Consider the following 16,037-nt stretch of genomic DNA (forward strand, 5'->3'; position numbering starts at 1 on the left):
AACAAAAACTTCGGAGCATACCTGATGCAGGACCTGTCCCCCCGCGCGGCTGACCTCTTGGCCCAACGATTGTATGAGGCTGGGTGCCGCCACGCCTTTGGCATGCCAGGGGGCGAGGTGCTGACCCTGGTTGATGCGCTGGAACAGGCCGGTATCACCTTTCATCTGACCAAACACGAGAACGCAGCCGGATTCATGGCCGAAGCCGTTCATCACCGCGACGGCGCGCCTGCGATTCTGGTGGCCACGCTGGGCCCCGGCGCGATGAACGGCATCAACGTGGTCGCCAACGCGTTTCAGGACCGGGTTCCGATGATCGTGCTGACTGGCTGTGTAGATGCGGATGAGGCGTTGACCTATACCCATCAGGTCATGGATCACGCGCAAGTCTACCAATCAATCACCAAGGGGACATTCACCCTGACTGCGCAGGGTGCAGACATTATTGCCGACAAAGCTGTGTCACTGGCCAACCAACCCCGCCCCGGTCCCGTGCATATCGATGTGCCGATCTCGGTTGCGGATACGCGCGTTTCTGGCGTCAAGCGCCGTCGGCGTGCCAAGATCGCCGCCGTGGCACCCGAAGGCAATTGCGTGGAAAAGGCCCGCCGTTGGGTGGCCGAGGCGGAACGCCCCATCGCCATTGTCGGTCTGGATGTCCTGTATGACGACTCGCGCAATGTGGTGCAGGCGTTTCTGGAACATTTCAACATTCCGTTTGTCACCACCTACAAGGCAAAGGGTGTCGTCCCCGAGGGTCACCCCTTGTGCCTGGGTGGTGCGGGCCTGTCCCCGCTGGCCGACAAGCATCTGGTACCGCTGGTCGAGCAGGCAGATCTGGTGGTGTGTCTGGGCTATGACCCCATCGAAATGCGTCCGGGCTGGCGCGAGATCTGGGATCCTGAAGAAACGCGCGTCATAGACATTTCGGCGGTGGTTAACGACCATTACATGCATCAGGCCGGGTTGAATTTGGTGGCGCATACCGGCGCCACGTTGGAGGCAATCGCCAAAGGTAACCCGGCCCGCGCGACATGGCCGAGAGGGGAGCCGCAACTGGTCAAGGATGCTTTGGCGCAGGCCTTCCCGACGGATGACGATTGGGGGCCAGCCGCAGTGATCGCCGAAACCCGCGCTGCACTGCCGCCGGAAACGCTGGCCACAGCTGACAGCGGCGCGCATCGCATCCTGCTGAGCCAGATGTGGGAATGCTCCGAGGAACGCGGGCTGATCCAATCCTCGGCCTTGTGTACAATGGGCTGTGCCGTGCCGATGGCCATCGGCCTGAAACTGGTTGAGCCCAAGCGCCCGGTGATCAGCTTTTCGGGCGATGCCGGGTTCCTGATGGTCGCCGGAGAGCTGTCAACTGCGGCCGAGATGGGTGGAAACCCGATCTTTCTGGTCTTTGTCGACGCCAGCCTTGCTCTGATCGAGTTGAAGCAGCGCCAGCGTCAGATGGGCAATACAGGCGTGGATTTCGACCGCCACGACTTTGCCGCCATGGGCCGGGCCTTTGGTGGTAATGGGCATACTGTACGCAACCGGGCTGAACTGCGCGCAGCACTGGACGCCGCCGTCAAAGCCGACAGTTTCACCGTCATTGCTGCCGAAATTGACCGTGGGGGATATGATGGCCGTATCTGAAGGACCGCTGAAGGGCGTCAAGGTTCTGGACCTGTCCCGCATTCTGGCAGGGCCGACCTGCACGCAGTTGTTGGGCGATCTGGGCGCCAGCGTCATCAAGATCGAAAACCCCGCCACGGGTGGCGACGACACCCGCCAATGGGGGCCACCGTATGTCGAGGATGCCGAGGGCAACCGCTCGGACCTGAGCGCATACTTCATGGCGGCCAACAGAAACAAAAAATCTGTGGCGATCGACATCACCAGGCCGGATGGGCAGGCTGAAATCAAACGGCTGGCCGGCCACGCAGACATCCTGATCGAGAATTTCAAACCCGGCGGGCTGGCGAAATACGGGCTGGATTACGCAAGCCTGTCACCGGACTTGCCCGGCCTCGTCTATTGCTCGATCTCGGGCTATGGCCAGACTGGACCAAATGCGTCCAAGCCCGGTTATGATCTGATGGCGCAAGGCTATGGCGGAATCATGTCACTGACCGGTGATCCCGAGGGCGCACCAATGAAGGTAGGCGTGGGCATCTCGGACGTCATGTGCGGGATGTACGCCACAGTCGGTATTCTGGCTGCCCTGCGACACCGCGATCAGACGGGCGAAGGCCAGCAGATCGATCTGGCATTGGTCGATTCCCAAGTGGCTTGGCTGATCAATGAGGGTGTGAACTATCTGACCTCAGGCGATGTGCCCCAGCGGCGCGGCAACGGGCACCCAAACATCGTCCCCTACGACGTCTATGAAACTGCCGATGGCCACGTCATTCTGGCTGTTGGCAATGACAGCCAGTTCCGGCGGCTCTGCGATTTCATCGATCTGCCTGAACTGGCCGATGATGCACGCTTTGCCACCAACCCGGCCCGGTTGGAACATCGCGATGCCCTGAATGCTGTGCTGCGCCCGGCGGTGCAATCTTACCAGACACAAACAGTCATTGCTCAGCTTGAAGCGCGCAAAGTCCCCGTGGGTCCGGTGCAGACGATGGACCAGGTTTTTGCCACCGATCAAGTCGCAGCCCGCGAGATGCAGATCGATATGCAGGCCGATCCGGGCGCGGTGCAATTGATCGGGAATCCACTAAAATTGTCCCGTACACCTGTGACATATCGCACGGCGCCACCTGTGTTCGGCGCTGACACTCAGGGTGTTTTAAGCGCTGAAAACCCGTTCGACGACTGAAACACAGTGCCTCATTAGGCGGCATGTTGCTGAAACATGCCGTTGAATCGGCGGTTTTTTTCACCTTTTCCACACACAGCTTTTCACCAATTCGAGAGCAGGGCCGATACTGATACGACGCCACCTGAGTCTCTGCTAAGTCGAATAGAGAAGAAAATCGCAATTGGATTGGACTGCACGTATGAAACAAGATGTTTTCGGACAGATGAACACTCTCAGCCAATCGGCAAGCGTCGAGGCATGGGATGGTGTTCTGCTTGGCTTCATGGCGCATGCGGCAATAACCCCGCAACATCTGGGCACCGTGCTTGAGCTTGAGCCCGATTTTGCTTTGGGCCACGCGGTCAAAGGTCTGTTCATGGTTCTGCTGGGACGGCGCGAGATGATGCCAGTCGCGGTCGAGGCACTGGCAACAGCCAACGCCGCGATGGAACGGCAGCCGGTATCTGATCGCGAACGCATGTATGTCGAGTCACTGGGGCTGTATCTGGCGGACCTGCCAACGCAGGCCATTCAGAAATTCGAAGAAATTCTACGCAACCACCCGCAGGACACGCTGGCGATGAAGCTGAGCCACGCCACCCGTTTTGTTCTGGGCGATCCGCAAGGCATGCGGCGGTCCATCGAACGCGTGATGCCTGCGTATGAACCCGATCATGCCGGGCGCGGCTATCTGTTGGGATGTCATTCCTTTGCGCTGGAAGAAACTGGCGCATATGAAAAAGCCGAGATTGCCGGTCGCCAGGCGCTGTGGATGGTGTCGGACGATGCCTGGGGCCTGCACGCCGTTGCGCATGTGCATGAGATGACCGGCAATGCGCAGCTGGGTCTTGACTGGTTGGCGGGTCGCGAGGACGCCTGGGCGCATTGCAACAACTTCCGCTATCACGTCTGGTGGCACAAGGCGCTGATGCATCTGGATCTGGGCCAGGTGGATCAAGTGTTCGAGCTGTACGATCAGCACATCCGTCAGGACAAAACCGACGACTATCGCGATATCTCGAACGCAACATCACTGCTGTCACGGCTTGAACTTGAAGGCGTAAACGTAGGTTCTCGCTGGGAAGAGCTGGCAGATCTCAGCGCCGCCCGGACCGAGGATGGCTGCCTGATCTTCGCAGATTTGCACTATCTTCTGGCGCTGACTGGTGACAATCGCAATGATGCGACCGGCCAGATGCTGAAACGCATCCAGAAGGACGCGCAGCGCAATCAGGGGGACACCCCGATCCGCATGTCCGATCCGGGCATTGCAGCCGCCAAGGGGCTTGAGGCCTTTGGCGACGGGCTTTACGGCGAAGCCTTTGATTTTCTGTCAAATGCACGCGACGGAATGCAACTGGCAGGTGGCAGCCACGCCCAACGTGATGTATTCGAGCGCATCACAATTGATTCCGGCCTGCGCGCCGGCCGTCTGGATGCTGTCGAGCGTATCCTTGACGACCGCCGCACCAAACGGGCCGGAGGCGAGGACAATTACGCTCTGGCGCGCCGCGCATTGATTGACGCGGCCCGCGACGACGGAGACGCACAAAGCGTCCCGGCTGAATAACAAAAACTAAGACCAAGAAGGACAGAATACGTATGGCGACAGTTTCGCCCGCTTCTGATTTTGCGCCAGTGGCTGCCTCTGCGGCGGCCCCTGCCCGCACGCGCGACCCGCGCCTGGATTTCTATCGCGGCATCGCGATGTTCATCATCCTGATCGCCCATATCCCGAACGATCCATGGGCTAAGTGGATTCCCGCGCGGTTTGGATTCTCGGACGCGACCGAGATTTTCGTGTTCTGCTCGGGCATGGCGTCGGCGATTGCCTTCGGCGGGGCGTTCCTGCGCAAAGGCTGGTGGATGGGCACCGCCCGCGTCGCCTATCGCATCTGGCAGGTGTACTGGGCGCACATCGCGTTGTTCTTCTTTGTCGCCATGTCCATGGCCGCGTTGGATCAGACGGGATTGTTTGAGAAAACATATATTTCGTCGCTGAACCTGCAGCATTTCTTCAACAACCCGGCGCCTCAAATCGTTGGGCTGTTCACACTGACCTATGTGCCGAACTACTTTGACATCCTTCCGATGTATCTGGTGGTTCTGGCGATGATGCCGCTGTTCATGGGGCTGTCGCGGATTGGGTTCTGGGCGGTTGCCATGGCTTCGGTTGCGATCTGGTTGGTGGCACAGACCGGCGCTTTGGCTTTGCCGGCAGAGCCTTGGTCAGACCGCCAGTGGTTCTTTAACCCATTTGGCTGGCAGTTGCTGTTTTTCACCGGCTTTGCGTTCATGCGCGGCTGGATTCCCGCACCTCCAGTGTCCAAGGCGCTGATCTGGGCGGCAGCATTGTTCCTGATTTTCTCGATGCCTTTCGGGTCTTGGAAAGTGTTCAGCTGGATTAACGCGGCCGCCCCCGATCTGGCCGATGAAATCCGCAAGGTCTGGCCGGTCACCAAGGAATTCCGCGACAAGACCGATTTCGGCCTGTTCCGCTATCTCCACTTCCTGTCGCTGGCGTATCTGGGTTGGGTCGTCGCAGGAGAGCATGGTCACCGCCTGATCGCAACCGGTCAAGGCGCAGCCGCACGGACCTGGCAAGCCCTGTTGACCGTGATCTCGAAAGTGGGTCAGCAATCTCTGGCCGTGTTCGTTTTTTCCATGGCAGCAGCAAGACTTATCGGCGTCGGACTGGACCTGAGTGGGCGGGATGTTGCCAGTGTCTTCGTCGCTAACATGATTGGCTTTGCCATGATCATCGGCGTGGCCTATTTGGCCGCTTGGTTTAAGTCGCAACCTTGGAAATCACAGAAATGAATTTTACACGTCGCGCATTTCTGGCTTCAACTTCAGCGCTTGCTTTCGCGCCAGCCACATTTGCCACCGGAGGGGAAACCCCCTTTGACCGCAGCGATGTCATCGCGCTGGCCAAAGATCTGGCCAGCCGACCCTATGCTGAGCGCGAGATGGTACCGCAGGAATGGCAGGACCTGACGTATCAGCAATACCGCTCGATCCGGTTCCGGCTGGACCGTGCCCTGTGGTTTGAGAGCGAGACGCCCTTCAACGTCGATTTCTTTACGCCAGGACTGTATTTCCCGCGCGCAGTCAAAGTGTCGACAGTGGAAAACGGAATGGCCAGACCGGTCGCCTTTGACCTGGCGATGTTCGACAAATCCGAGGATGTGCCGCAGCTGCCCATTGATGATACGCTGGGCTTTTCCGGCTTGCGCCTGCGGACTGAAATGCATCGCCCCGGCAAAACCGATGAGTTCTGCGTCTGGCAAGGGGCCAGCTATTTCCGTGCCATTGGCCTGCACGAGGTTTACGGCCTGTCTGCCCGCGGTCTGGCCCTGAAAACCGGCGACCCGGATGGTGAGGAATTTCCCGAATTCATCCGTTTCTGGCTGGAACGTCCCGCTCTTGGACAGCGCGACATGGTGGTTCACGCCCTGATGGACAGCCCCAGCGTGACCGGTGCCTACCGGTTCAATGTCACCGCCGGGGCCGATTGCGTGATGGATATCGAGGCCACGCTGTTCCCGCGTGAAGAGCTGACCCATGTGGGCATCGCGCCCGGAACGTCCATGTTCCTGTTTGATCAGACCAACCACAGCCGGTTTGACGATTTCCGCCCAGCCGTGCATGACAGCGACGGGCTGTTGATCCGCAATGGCGCGGGCGAAGTGTTGTGGCGGCCTCTGGCCAATCCGACCCGATTACAGATTTCTTCGTTCGTCGATACGAACCCGCGCGGTTTTGGTCTGATGCAGCGAAAGCGCGACTTTTCGGACTATGCGGATCTTGAGGCCAACTACCACAAACGCCCCGGCCTGTGGGTCGAACCCAATGGCGATTGGGGCAAAGGCACGGTCACGCTGGTGGAAATTCCCGCTGATCAGGAAATCTATGACAACATCGTTGCCTATTGGCGCCCGGCTGAACCCTATAAGGCTGGCAGCCAAGTTGATCTGTCCTACCGCCTAATCTGGGGAGAGGAGCCGCAGCGCACGCCGATGCCTCGCGTGATCAACACCGCGATGGGCGAAAACACATTTGGCGAAGGGCGTTTGGCCATCATCGATTTTGAGGCCAGCGAGCTGTTCGACGACCCCGAGGCGATGACGATCTTTGTCGACTCCCCCCATGCTGAAACGTCCGAAGGTGTACTGCAGCGTAACCCTGACACAGGCGGGCTGCGGTTGGCGTTTTCCTTCCAGCCTGGCGACCGGACCTATGTCGAGCTGCGGGCCCAGCTGCTGAAAGACAAGCAACCGGCCTCTGAGGTCTGGCTCTACCGTTGGACCACATGACGCGCGATCTGCATATCATGCCCCCTGAGGCGCCTCTGGCCATGCCTGCGCAGGATTTCAGCGCAGGCTTCCGTGACGCGCAGGTGCCGGATGCTAAGCGTCCCTCGGCCGGGTTCTGGCGGGCGCTGGCGTTCTCGCCAGCCATGGCCGCCACATTGGGTCTGCTTTGGGTCATGAGCGATTGGTTCGGGGCCGAAGGGATCAACCTGGTCGAGGCGATCCTGCTGGCACTGATCTCGTTCAATTTCTTCTGGATTTCTTTCACCGTCTGCACCGTGCTCCTGGGTATGGTGTCGCTGTCGCGACAGGAAAAGCCAATCCGCGAAACCCGGCCCGAACCGCTGCGCGTAGCTTTGTTGATGCCGGTCTACAACGAGGTGCCGTGGAACGTGCTGGGCAATGCCCGTTCGATGCTGGAAGATCTGCAGGCGCGCGGCGGTCAACACCACTATGCCATGTTCATCCTGTCCGACACCCGTGACCCCGAGATCGCGGCACAGGAACAAGCCAGTGTCGAGGCGCTGCGCACTACCCTCGACCCTGGGTTGGAGCTGTATTACCGTCGCCGCGAACAGAATACAGACCGCAAGGTTGGCAATATCGCCGATTGGGTTAGCCGCTGGGGTGCAGATTGGGATGCGATGCTGGTGCTGGACGCCGACAGCCTGATGACCGGTCGCGCCATCCTGCGCCTGACGGATTCGCTGGCGCGCGATTCCGGCGCGGGCTTGATCCAAAGCTATCCACAATTGATCGGCGCGCAGTCGGTATTTGCCCGGATGCAGCAATTTGCCAACGGCGTCTACGGCATCGCCTTTGCCGAGGGACTGGCGCGCTGGTGCGGGCAAGAGGGCAACTATTGGGGCCACAACGCTATAATTCGGACCAGTGCCTTCGCCAATTGCGCAGGCCTGCCCAAGCTGCGGGCGTTTAACGGTCAGGAAAAACTGATCATGAGCCACGATTTCGTCGAGGCCGGACTGATGCGTCGCGCCGGATGGGGCGTGCGTTTTCTGCCTCGTATCCGCGGATCCTACGAAGAAACGCCGCCCACTCTGATCGATCATGCGCTGCGCGACCGCCGCTGGTGTCAGGGCAACCTGCAACACCTGAAACTGTTGGGCTCGGCCGGGTTCCGGTCTGTGTCGCGGTTCCACATGTTCCACGGCGCGGTCGGCTATCTGATGTCGCCGCTGTGGTTTGCCCTGCTGGTGATGTGGGCGCTGATTGGTCAGGGCGAGGACGCCTCGGTCCTGCATTACTTCAGCCCCGACAACCCGCTGTTCCCGCAATGGCCCGAGATGTCGGAAACCCGGCATGTTCTGATCATATTGGTGATGTATGCAATGCTGCTGGCTCCCAAGGTATTGGGTGTGCTGGCCCTGCCCCTCAGCGGCGTGCGATATGCTGATTTCGGTGGCGGGTCCAAGTTCCTGACCTCGTTCCTGGCCGAGGTGATCCTTTCGATCTTGTACGCCCCGATCCTGATGGTGCAGCAGATGATCGCCGTGTTCCGAACCACTCTGGGCGTTCAAAAGGGATGGTCCCCGCAAGCGCGGGATGGCGGCAGCTACAGCCTACGTACACTGATCCTGTGTCACACGCTGGAAACCGTCAGCGGCATTGCCCTGAGCGCGGGGATTCTGTCCGGTCTGGTTTCGGTCTGGCTAGCCCCGATTGCCATCAGTTTGGCATTGGCGATCCCGCTTTCCGCGCTCAGCGGTGTCTCGGCGGGTGCTGCGCGGCGCATGGTGGGCATGAAAGAAGATTTCCACGAGCCCGCCATCACACGGTCTGCCCGCCGTCATCGGAACGAGTTGAAGCGCGTGATCGAAGGCAAAGGCATCATGACCCCTGCCGAGTGATCACCCACCCGGCAGGCCTTCGTACCAATCCACCATCATGTCCGACCAGCCCTGCGGCACGTTATGCCCACCGGGGAACAGCGCAAACTCCAGCGCGCTGCCATCGGCACAGGTGGTCCATCTGCGGCGCATGAACTGGTCTGTAGTGCTGAACCCGCTTGGTTTGGTGTCGACACATTCATTGGCTTCGCGCCAGATTTCCAGGCCGGCAAAGATGTCGCCCTGATGAAAGCGTCCGCCGCCCAGTAGCCGCCCTTCCAGTGGCACAACGTTATCCGTCCAGCCATGGGTGTGAAGCAGGCGCACCGGGCCGTCACAGGCCTCGGGATGCGGTCGCCAGAACCCGCCTGAGACCGGCACGTAGGCTGAAAACGTCTCGGGTGCTGCGCAAGCCAAATAATAGACCATGAACGCCCCTGCTGAAAATCCGCCCAGCACCGTCCGTTCCGGATCAATACCGAATCTGCTGGCGGCATCCTGGACGGCTTCGGTCAGAAAGGCGGTTTCATCCCGTTCACCAAAGCCCGGGTAGAAATTCCAGCTTTTGGTGCCGCCCCGGTCGGGCCTCTCAAGACCTTCGGGTGCCATGACGGCATAGCCACGCGCCAGCAGCGGTTCGACCATTCCCCGATTGTTCATCGTCCCGGTACCACTGCCGCCATAACCGTGCAGAAACACCACCAACGGCGGGTTTTCATCCTCTGGCAGTTCTATGTGATACCCTCCGGATGGCGTTTCACACAGGCCAACCTGATCGGCGCAATCGGCAAATCCCATCTGCCCGACCAGCGCAAAGCCAGTTGCCAGGGTCATTTCACGGATCATTCTGTTCCCTCTTCCTTGCGTTGAATCGGTAAACCGGCGCGCACCCATCCCGGCCCTGCAGCCGAGCCCAACATACCTTCGGGTACGTCGATAATGTTTGTGAACCCGGCTTCGGTCAAACGATTGCTCAATCGGGCCGAGCGCACACCGCGGGCGCAGATCAACGCCACCGGGGCGTCGAGACGTCCTTCTGTCAGTTGCGCCAGCGCCTGTTCGAAATCATCGCGGCGCATGTCCAGCGGATGCGCCGCTTCGCCTATACCTGTGGCCTGCCATTCACGTGGCGTGCGGATATCCACCAACAGTATATCGCCGGACACAGCCCGTTTATGCGCGGCGCTGACGCTGATCTGGCCGCCGGCATAGTCCTGTGGAATCAGCCGATACTCTCGGATTGCAAAACCACCCGCCACAACCGCGCAACCGCCCAACAGAACCCACCGCCGTGTTCGGTTCGTCTTATCCGCCAACTTGATCTCTCCTGATCTGACGCGGATGTGTTTACCACAGCGCCTGCCGTAAATCCGCGCCGAATTAAGAGCAACAGATCAAGTTCGCGTCATTTTTCTCAACTCAGAAAACATGTGTTTCTTGGCGCCAGAGCAGAGCGAAAATCTTGCAATAGCTGGACAGTCTGAAAATTATCTTTACAAAATCAGGACTACCTTGACCGCTCAGACCGGAGTATCGCACTTGTCCCTATTCCTCATCGCGGCCCTTCCCTTTCTCGGCGCTGTTTTTCCAGCCTTGCTGATCCGGGCAGGCCGTAACGCAGCGGCCTCGGCGGCGGGGCTGACCACGTTTTTGGCGCTGATGGGGTTGTTGATCCATATCCCCTCGGTCATGCGAGGTGAGGTTGTAACCGCGCGGTTTGACTGGATACCTGCGTTGGGTCTGAACGCGAACTTCATGCTGGACGGGCTTGGGTTTCTGTTTGCCCTGTTGATCCTGGGGATCGGGCTGCTGATCATCTTGTATGCCCGGTTCTACTTGTCGCGCGAAGATCCGATGGGGCAGTTCTACACATATCTGTTGCTGTTTCAGGGCGCGATGGTCGGGATTGTCCTGTCAGACAACATTCTTCTTCTGCTTATTTTCTGGGAACTTACGTCGCTAAGCTCATTCCTTTTGATTGGCTATTGGAAACATCTGCCCGAGGGTCGTCAGGGTGCGCGAATGGCGCTGGCCGTAACTGGATCCGGTGGCCTGGCGATGATTGCGGGAATGCTGATTCTGGGCAATATCGTGGGCTCTTTTGACCTGAGCACTATCCTGCAGAACAAAGAGCTCATCCAGGCCTCGCCCTATTACTTGCCGGCGCTGATCCTGATCCTGCTGGGCTGTTTCACCAAATCAGCGCAGTTCCCGTTCCACTTCTGGCTACCCCATGCAATGGCCGCTCCGACCCCGGTTTCGGCCTATCTGCACTCGGCCACGATGGTGAAGGCCGGGTTGTTTCTTATGGCGCGGATGTGGCCAGTGCTGGCTGGGACGGATGCGTGGTTCTATATCGTGGCCACCACGGGGCTGGTCACAATGCTGATTGGTGCCTGCATCGCGCTGTTCAAAGACGACCTCAAGGCGCTGTTGGCGTTTTCAACCGTGTCGCATCTGGGTCTGGTGACGATGCTGCTGGGCTTTGGCACCAAGATCGCCGCCGTTGCCGCCATTTTCCACATCATCAACCACGCCACTTTCAAGGCCGCGTTGTTCATGACCGCCGGGATCGTGGATCACGAAACAGGTACGCGTGACATCAAACGGCTGGGTGGGTTGCGCCACCTGATGCCGATCACCTTTACCATCGGCACGATTGCCGCGCTGTCCATGGCTGGTTTGCCCCCGCTGAACGGGTTCCTGTCCAAGGAAATGATGCTTGAGGAAACGGTCCACACTACATGGCTGCATTCACACTATCTGGTACCTGGCCTGGCGTTGCTGGCGGCGCTGTTCTCGGCGGCCTATTCTTTCCGCTTTGTCAGCCATGTTTTCTTTGGTCCGCAACGCGCAGATTATCCGACCCATCCGCATGATCCGCCAGTGGGGTTGTGGCTGGCGCCAGGGTTCCTTGTGGTGCTGGTTGTGCTGATTGGTCTGAATTCCAAGGTCATCGTTGGCCCGTTGGTTGCTGTTGTGTCCAGCGCTGTCATCGGCGGTGAAAAGCTGCCTTACTATTCGCTGAAACTGTGGCACGGCTTTACACCTGCGCTTTACATGTCTGCCGTGGCCACTTTGGGTGGTCTGTTCCTGCTGTCCCAGCACCGTCGCGGAGAGCAGCTGTGGAATGCCATTCCCCGCCCCGAAGCCAAAACGATTTTTGATGCGGTGATCCGTACGCTGACAATGTTCAGCCGCTGGATCACGGACACGCTGCATAACGGCGTCATCAGCCGCTATGCGATCATCATGATCACCTTCACGGTCGGGCTTGGATATTACGCCTTTGCCACCGGCGTGATTGGCCCGGAAACGCGCGCGCCGCTGCCCGTGCAGATCATCCCGGTTATCGGTTGGATCTGTCTTGTGGGCGCGACTCTGGCGATCATGTGGTTCCATCGCAACCGTCTGCTCTCGCTGGTGCTGATCGGCGTTGTTGGCCTGATCGTGTCGATGGCGTTCAACTACCTGTCTGCTCCTGACCTTGCCCTGACCCAGATCTCGGTCGAAGTGGTGACGATGATCCTGCTGCTTCTGTCGCTGAACTTCCTGCCGACGGACACACCATGGGACAGCAGCGCAGCACGACGTTGGCGGGATGCGGGGATTTCCGTCGTGGCGGGCATCGGCTCGGGCGCATTGATTTATGCACTGATGTTGCGGGACTTCGCTTTTCCGACGATTTCAGAGTTTCATCTGGCGAACTCGTACAAAGGCGGCGGCGGTACCAACGTGGTCAATGTGATTCTGGTTGATTTCCGGGGCTTTGATACTTTCGGAGAGATCATCGTCCTGGGTATTGCCGCGCTTGTGATCTTTGCCCTGACCGAGGCTGTTCTGAACTCTAACGTGCGTGGCTACCTACTGAACCGCAAACCGCATTGGCCACAATCGGGGGATTCCCACCCGCTGATGATGGTGGTTGTAACCCGCATGATGATGCCGATTGCCCTGATGGTTGGTGCCTATATCTTTTTCCGCGGCCACAACCAACCCGGCGGTGGCTTTATCGCCGGTCTGATCGTCGCCATCGCCTACCTTATGCAATACATGGCCAGCGGATATACTTGGGCCATCGAACGACAGCGGTTCTATTATCACGGCACTATCGGCTGGGGCGTGTTGATCGCGGCCGCGACTGGTATCGGGGCCTGGTTCAACGATCGTCCGTTCCTAACCAGTGACTTTGGCTATATCCACTGGCCACCGCTGGAAGAGTTCGAATGGGCCACCGCGATCCTGTTCGACACCGGTGTATTCCTCGCGGTTCTTGGTGCGGTCATGTTGGCATTGGACAGCTTGTCACGGTTTGCCTGGCAGCCTGGTATGGCACAGGAATTCCCAATGGATATCAACCCACTGCGGGACACGCCACCGGACGAAGAACAAGAGAAGGAGCAGGTCTGATGGAAGCGCTCGTCGCCTCAGCCGTAGGCATCATGACCGCTGCCGGGATTTTCCTGATCCTGCGCCGCCGCACATTCCCTGTCATTCTGGGCCTTTCGCTGATCACCTATGCGGTCAATGTGTTCCTGTTTGCCACTGGACGGCTGGCACTGGATGCGCCCGCGGTACTGAACAAGTACGAAGAAGTGGCCTATACCGACCCGCTGCCGCAAGCGCTGGTTCTGACCGCCATCGTAATTTCCTTTGGGATGACGGCAGTGATCGTGATGATCGCGCTGTCCGCTTATCTGTCGTCAAAAGATGACCATATCGACATGTCAGCCCACGACAGTGTGGACGCGACAGGAGAAGACGCATGAACCACTGGATCGTTGCGCCGATCGTCCTGCCCGCGATCCTGGCCCCTTTCATCATCATGGTCCTGCGATACCATCTGGACCTACAGCGCATCTTCTCGGTCGCTGGTGTCATCAGTCTGCTGGGTATTGCGCTGACCATCACCGCGCAGGCCGCGGGCGGTGACATTCAGGTTTATGAGTTGGGCAACTGGCCTGCACCTTTTGGCATCGTATTGGTGCTGGATCGGTTGTCAGCGATGATGGTGCTGTTGACCGCGTTACTGGCTTTGCCCATCGTTCTTTATGCGATTGCGTCCGGCTGGGATGACCGGGGCAAGCATTTCCACGCCCTGTTTCATTTCCAGCTTATGGGGGTCTGCGGCGCTTTTCTGACCGGGGACGCATTTAACCTGTTTGTGTTCTTCGAAGTGCTGCTGATCGCCTCTTACGGTCTGATGACCCACGGGGGCGGGTCTGTGCGCCTGAAGGCAGGCGTTCAGTACGTGGCCTATAACCTGCTGGGCTCGACCCTGTTTCTGTTTGCTTTGGGCACGCTCTATGCGGTGACCGGAACGCTGAACATGGCTGACATGGCGCTGCGCGTGGCGGAACTGCCGGCCGAAGACACCGCCCTGTTGCGTGTCGGCGCGGTTCTGTTGCTGTTGGTGTTCTGCATCAAAGCTGCCGTGTTGCCTCTGCATTTCTGGCTGCCGGCCAGCTATGCCAATGCACCTTTGCCTGTGGCCGCGCTGTTTGCCATCATGACCAAGGTAGGGGCCTATTCGATCCTGCGGATGTACACACTGACCTTCGGCCCCGAGGTCGAGGCCACTCAGGGCCTTGTTGGCACATGGCTGCAACCCGCCGCGCTCGTGACCCTGGCCATCGGGGCAATCGGTATTCTGGGTACGAAGCATATCGCGCGCATGGTGGCCTTTTGCGCTATCGCCTCGATGGGGACGCTGTTGGTTGCGGTATCGCTGTTCACGGAAACAGCCACATCCGCTGCATTGTACTACATCTATCACTCAACCCTCGCTACGGCTCTGATGTTCCTGGTCACGGATCTGGTGATGGAGCGGCGCGGCGGTGCAATAGCGCCAAAAGCGCCAATGCCGCAAAGCGGGCTGATCTCGGCCCTGTTCTTCGTCGGTGCCATTGCGCTGGCTGGTATGCCACCGCTGTCGGGGTTCATTGGCAAGCTGCTGGTGCTGGATGCATCGCGTGACGCGCCGGATGCAAATGCGATCTGGGCTGTGGTTCTGATCGGGTCATTCGTCACGATCGTCGGGTTGGCCCGCGCCGGGTCGCTGATCTTCTGGAAAAGCCATGACGCTTTGCTCGCCGCCGAAGACATCTCTGGTGAAGATGAGGAAGGTGCGGTCCTGCCTGCGCCGGAACCGCAACCCGGGTTGGCCTTTACGGCCGTGTTCGGTGCGGTTCTGGGCCTTGTGATGCTAACCTTGTTTGCAGGTCCGGCTCTGGAATATACAAGCCTGACGGCTGAGCAGTTGTTCACACCTGAGGACTATATCTCTGCCGTTTTGGGAGGCGAAGAATGAGGAGACTGCTGCACCGGATATTCCCGCACCCCCACCTGACGTTTCTGCTGACAATCGTCTGGCTGCTGATGGCAAACAAGCCGTCTTTGAATTCGTTGGTGTTTGGCCTTTTCCTGGGCATCATCATCCCGTTCATCACCCAACCCTATTGGCCCGACCGCCCCAAACTGCGCAACTGGCCGATGATTGTGGAATACATGCTGGTGGTCCTGTGGGATATCGTGATGGCCAACATCACGGTTGCCAGGATCATCCTGTTCAAACGCGATGCCGACCGACAGCCCAACTGGATCAGCATTCCTCTCGAACTGCGCACGCCCGAAGCAATCACGGTTCTGGCCGGGACCATCACCATGACCCCTGGCACTGTCAGCTGCGATCTGTCGGCGCAAGGGCACAATCTTCTGGTCCATTGCCTGGACGCACCCGATCCCGACGCAGTGCGCGATGAGATAAAAAACCGCTATGAACGCCGCCTGAAGGAGATTTTCGAATGATCGACTATGCGATCTGGTTTGCCTTCGCCTGTTTCGGTGCTGCGATCATGATGTGCCTGTGGCGGATCATCACCGCTGACGGTGTAGGTACACGCGTTCTGGCGCTGGACACCATGGTCATCAACACCATTGCATTGATGATCCTGTATGGCCTTGCTCTGGGCACTGAAATCTTTTTCGAGGTCGCCATGATCATCGCCATGCTGGGCTTTGTTTCAACCGTGGCCTATGCGCGCTTTATGCTGCGCGGCAACATTATCGAGTGAGGGGACA

The 16,037-nt window shown here is 58.9% G+C and carries 13 protein-coding genes; 11 read left to right on the forward strand and 2 right to left on the reverse strand.

The features are described from left to right. The first annotated feature begins 24 nt into the window (after positions 1-24). The 6 genes from RUM8411_RS02420 (at position 25) to mdoH (ending at position 8,978) form a co-directional block, all read left to right on the forward strand. On the forward strand, positions 25-1,644 hold the full coding sequence (locus RUM8411_RS02420; protein WP_085821013.1) for a thiamine pyrophosphate-binding protein: 1,620 nt from the start codon (positions 25-27) through the stop codon (positions 1,642-1,644). Beyond that, complete coding sequence (locus tag RUM8411_RS02425; RefSeq protein WP_085821104.1) at positions 1,631-2,815, forward strand: CaiB/BaiF CoA transferase family protein; 1,185 nt, start codon at positions 1,631-1,633, stop codon at positions 2,813-2,815. Before RUM8411_RS02420 ends, RUM8411_RS02425 begins: the two co-directional genes overlap by 14 nt. 181 nt (positions 2,816-2,996) lie before the next feature. Continuing rightward, positions 2,997-4,367, forward strand: coding sequence for a tetratricopeptide repeat protein (locus tag RUM8411_RS02430; protein WP_085821014.1), 1,371 nt, complete (start codon positions 2,997-2,999; stop codon positions 4,365-4,367). A 32-nt stretch (positions 4,368-4,399) separates the two neighbouring features. Next, a complete protein-coding gene (locus tag RUM8411_RS02435; RefSeq protein ID WP_085821015.1) occupies positions 4,400-5,617 on the forward strand; it encodes an OpgC family protein in 1,218 nt (405 codons plus the stop codon). Further along, positions 5,614-7,113, forward strand: a complete 1,500-nt coding sequence (locus RUM8411_RS02440) for an OpgD/OpgG family glucan biosynthesis protein (protein WP_085821016.1) — start codon at positions 5,614-5,616, stop codon at positions 7,111-7,113. Before RUM8411_RS02435 ends, RUM8411_RS02440 begins: the two co-directional genes overlap by 4 nt. Next, a complete protein-coding gene (gene mdoH / locus RUM8411_RS02445) occupies positions 7,110-8,978 on the forward strand; it encodes a glucans biosynthesis glucosyltransferase MdoH (protein WP_085821017.1) in 1,869 nt (622 codons plus the stop codon). Before RUM8411_RS02440 ends, mdoH begins: the two co-directional genes overlap by 4 nt. On the opposite strand, the gene RUM8411_RS02450 is transcribed toward mdoH, so the two are convergent. After that, positions 8,979-9,803 (reverse strand): CE1 family esterase, encoded by an 825-nt coding sequence (locus RUM8411_RS02450; RefSeq protein ID WP_085821018.1) that lies wholly within the window; start codon positions 9,801-9,803, stop codon positions 8,979-8,981. Then, positions 9,800-10,273 carry a rhodanese-like domain-containing protein gene (locus tag RUM8411_RS02455; RefSeq protein ID WP_085821019.1) on the reverse strand — a complete coding sequence of 158 codons (474 nt, stop codon included), beginning with the start codon at positions 10,271-10,273 and terminating at the stop codon, positions 9,800-9,802. The genes RUM8411_RS02450 and RUM8411_RS02455 overlap by 4 nt, the downstream gene beginning before the upstream one ends. A gap of 223 nt (positions 10,274-10,496) precedes the next feature. Here RUM8411_RS02455 and RUM8411_RS02460 point away from each other — a divergent pair, with 223 nt between their 5' ends. From RUM8411_RS02460 to RUM8411_RS02480, 5 genes are read left to right on the forward strand one after another with little or no spacing between them, the layout of a single operon-like run. Further along, positions 10,497-13,367: a monovalent cation/H+ antiporter subunit A gene (locus RUM8411_RS02460; protein ID WP_085821105.1), complete on the forward strand. Its 2,871-nt coding sequence runs from the start codon at positions 10,497-10,499 to the stop codon at positions 13,365-13,367. Further along, entirely contained in the window at positions 13,367-13,726 is a 360-nt protein-coding gene (locus tag RUM8411_RS02465; protein WP_085821020.1) for a Na+/H+ antiporter subunit C, read from the forward strand. Before RUM8411_RS02460 ends, RUM8411_RS02465 begins: the two co-directional genes overlap by 1 nt. Continuing rightward, positions 13,723-15,267, forward strand: coding sequence for a monovalent cation/H+ antiporter subunit D (locus RUM8411_RS02470; protein ID WP_085821021.1), 1,545 nt, complete (start codon positions 13,723-13,725; stop codon positions 15,265-15,267). Before RUM8411_RS02465 ends, RUM8411_RS02470 begins: the two co-directional genes overlap by 4 nt. Further along, a complete protein-coding gene (locus tag RUM8411_RS02475) occupies positions 15,264-15,764 on the forward strand; it encodes a Na+/H+ antiporter subunit E (protein ID WP_085821022.1) in 501 nt (166 codons plus the stop codon). The genes RUM8411_RS02470 and RUM8411_RS02475 overlap by 4 nt, the downstream gene beginning before the upstream one ends. Continuing rightward, positions 15,761-16,030, forward strand: a complete 270-nt coding sequence (locus RUM8411_RS02480) for a K+/H+ antiporter subunit F (protein WP_085821023.1) — start codon at positions 15,761-15,763, stop codon at positions 16,028-16,030. Before RUM8411_RS02475 ends, RUM8411_RS02480 begins: the two co-directional genes overlap by 4 nt. Positions 16,031-16,037: the final 7 nt, after the last annotated feature.

It is taken from the genome of Ruegeria meonggei, assembly GCF_900172215.1.
GTDB classification, from domain to species: Bacteria; Pseudomonadota; Alphaproteobacteria; order Rhodobacterales; family Rhodobacteraceae; genus Ruegeria; species Ruegeria meonggei.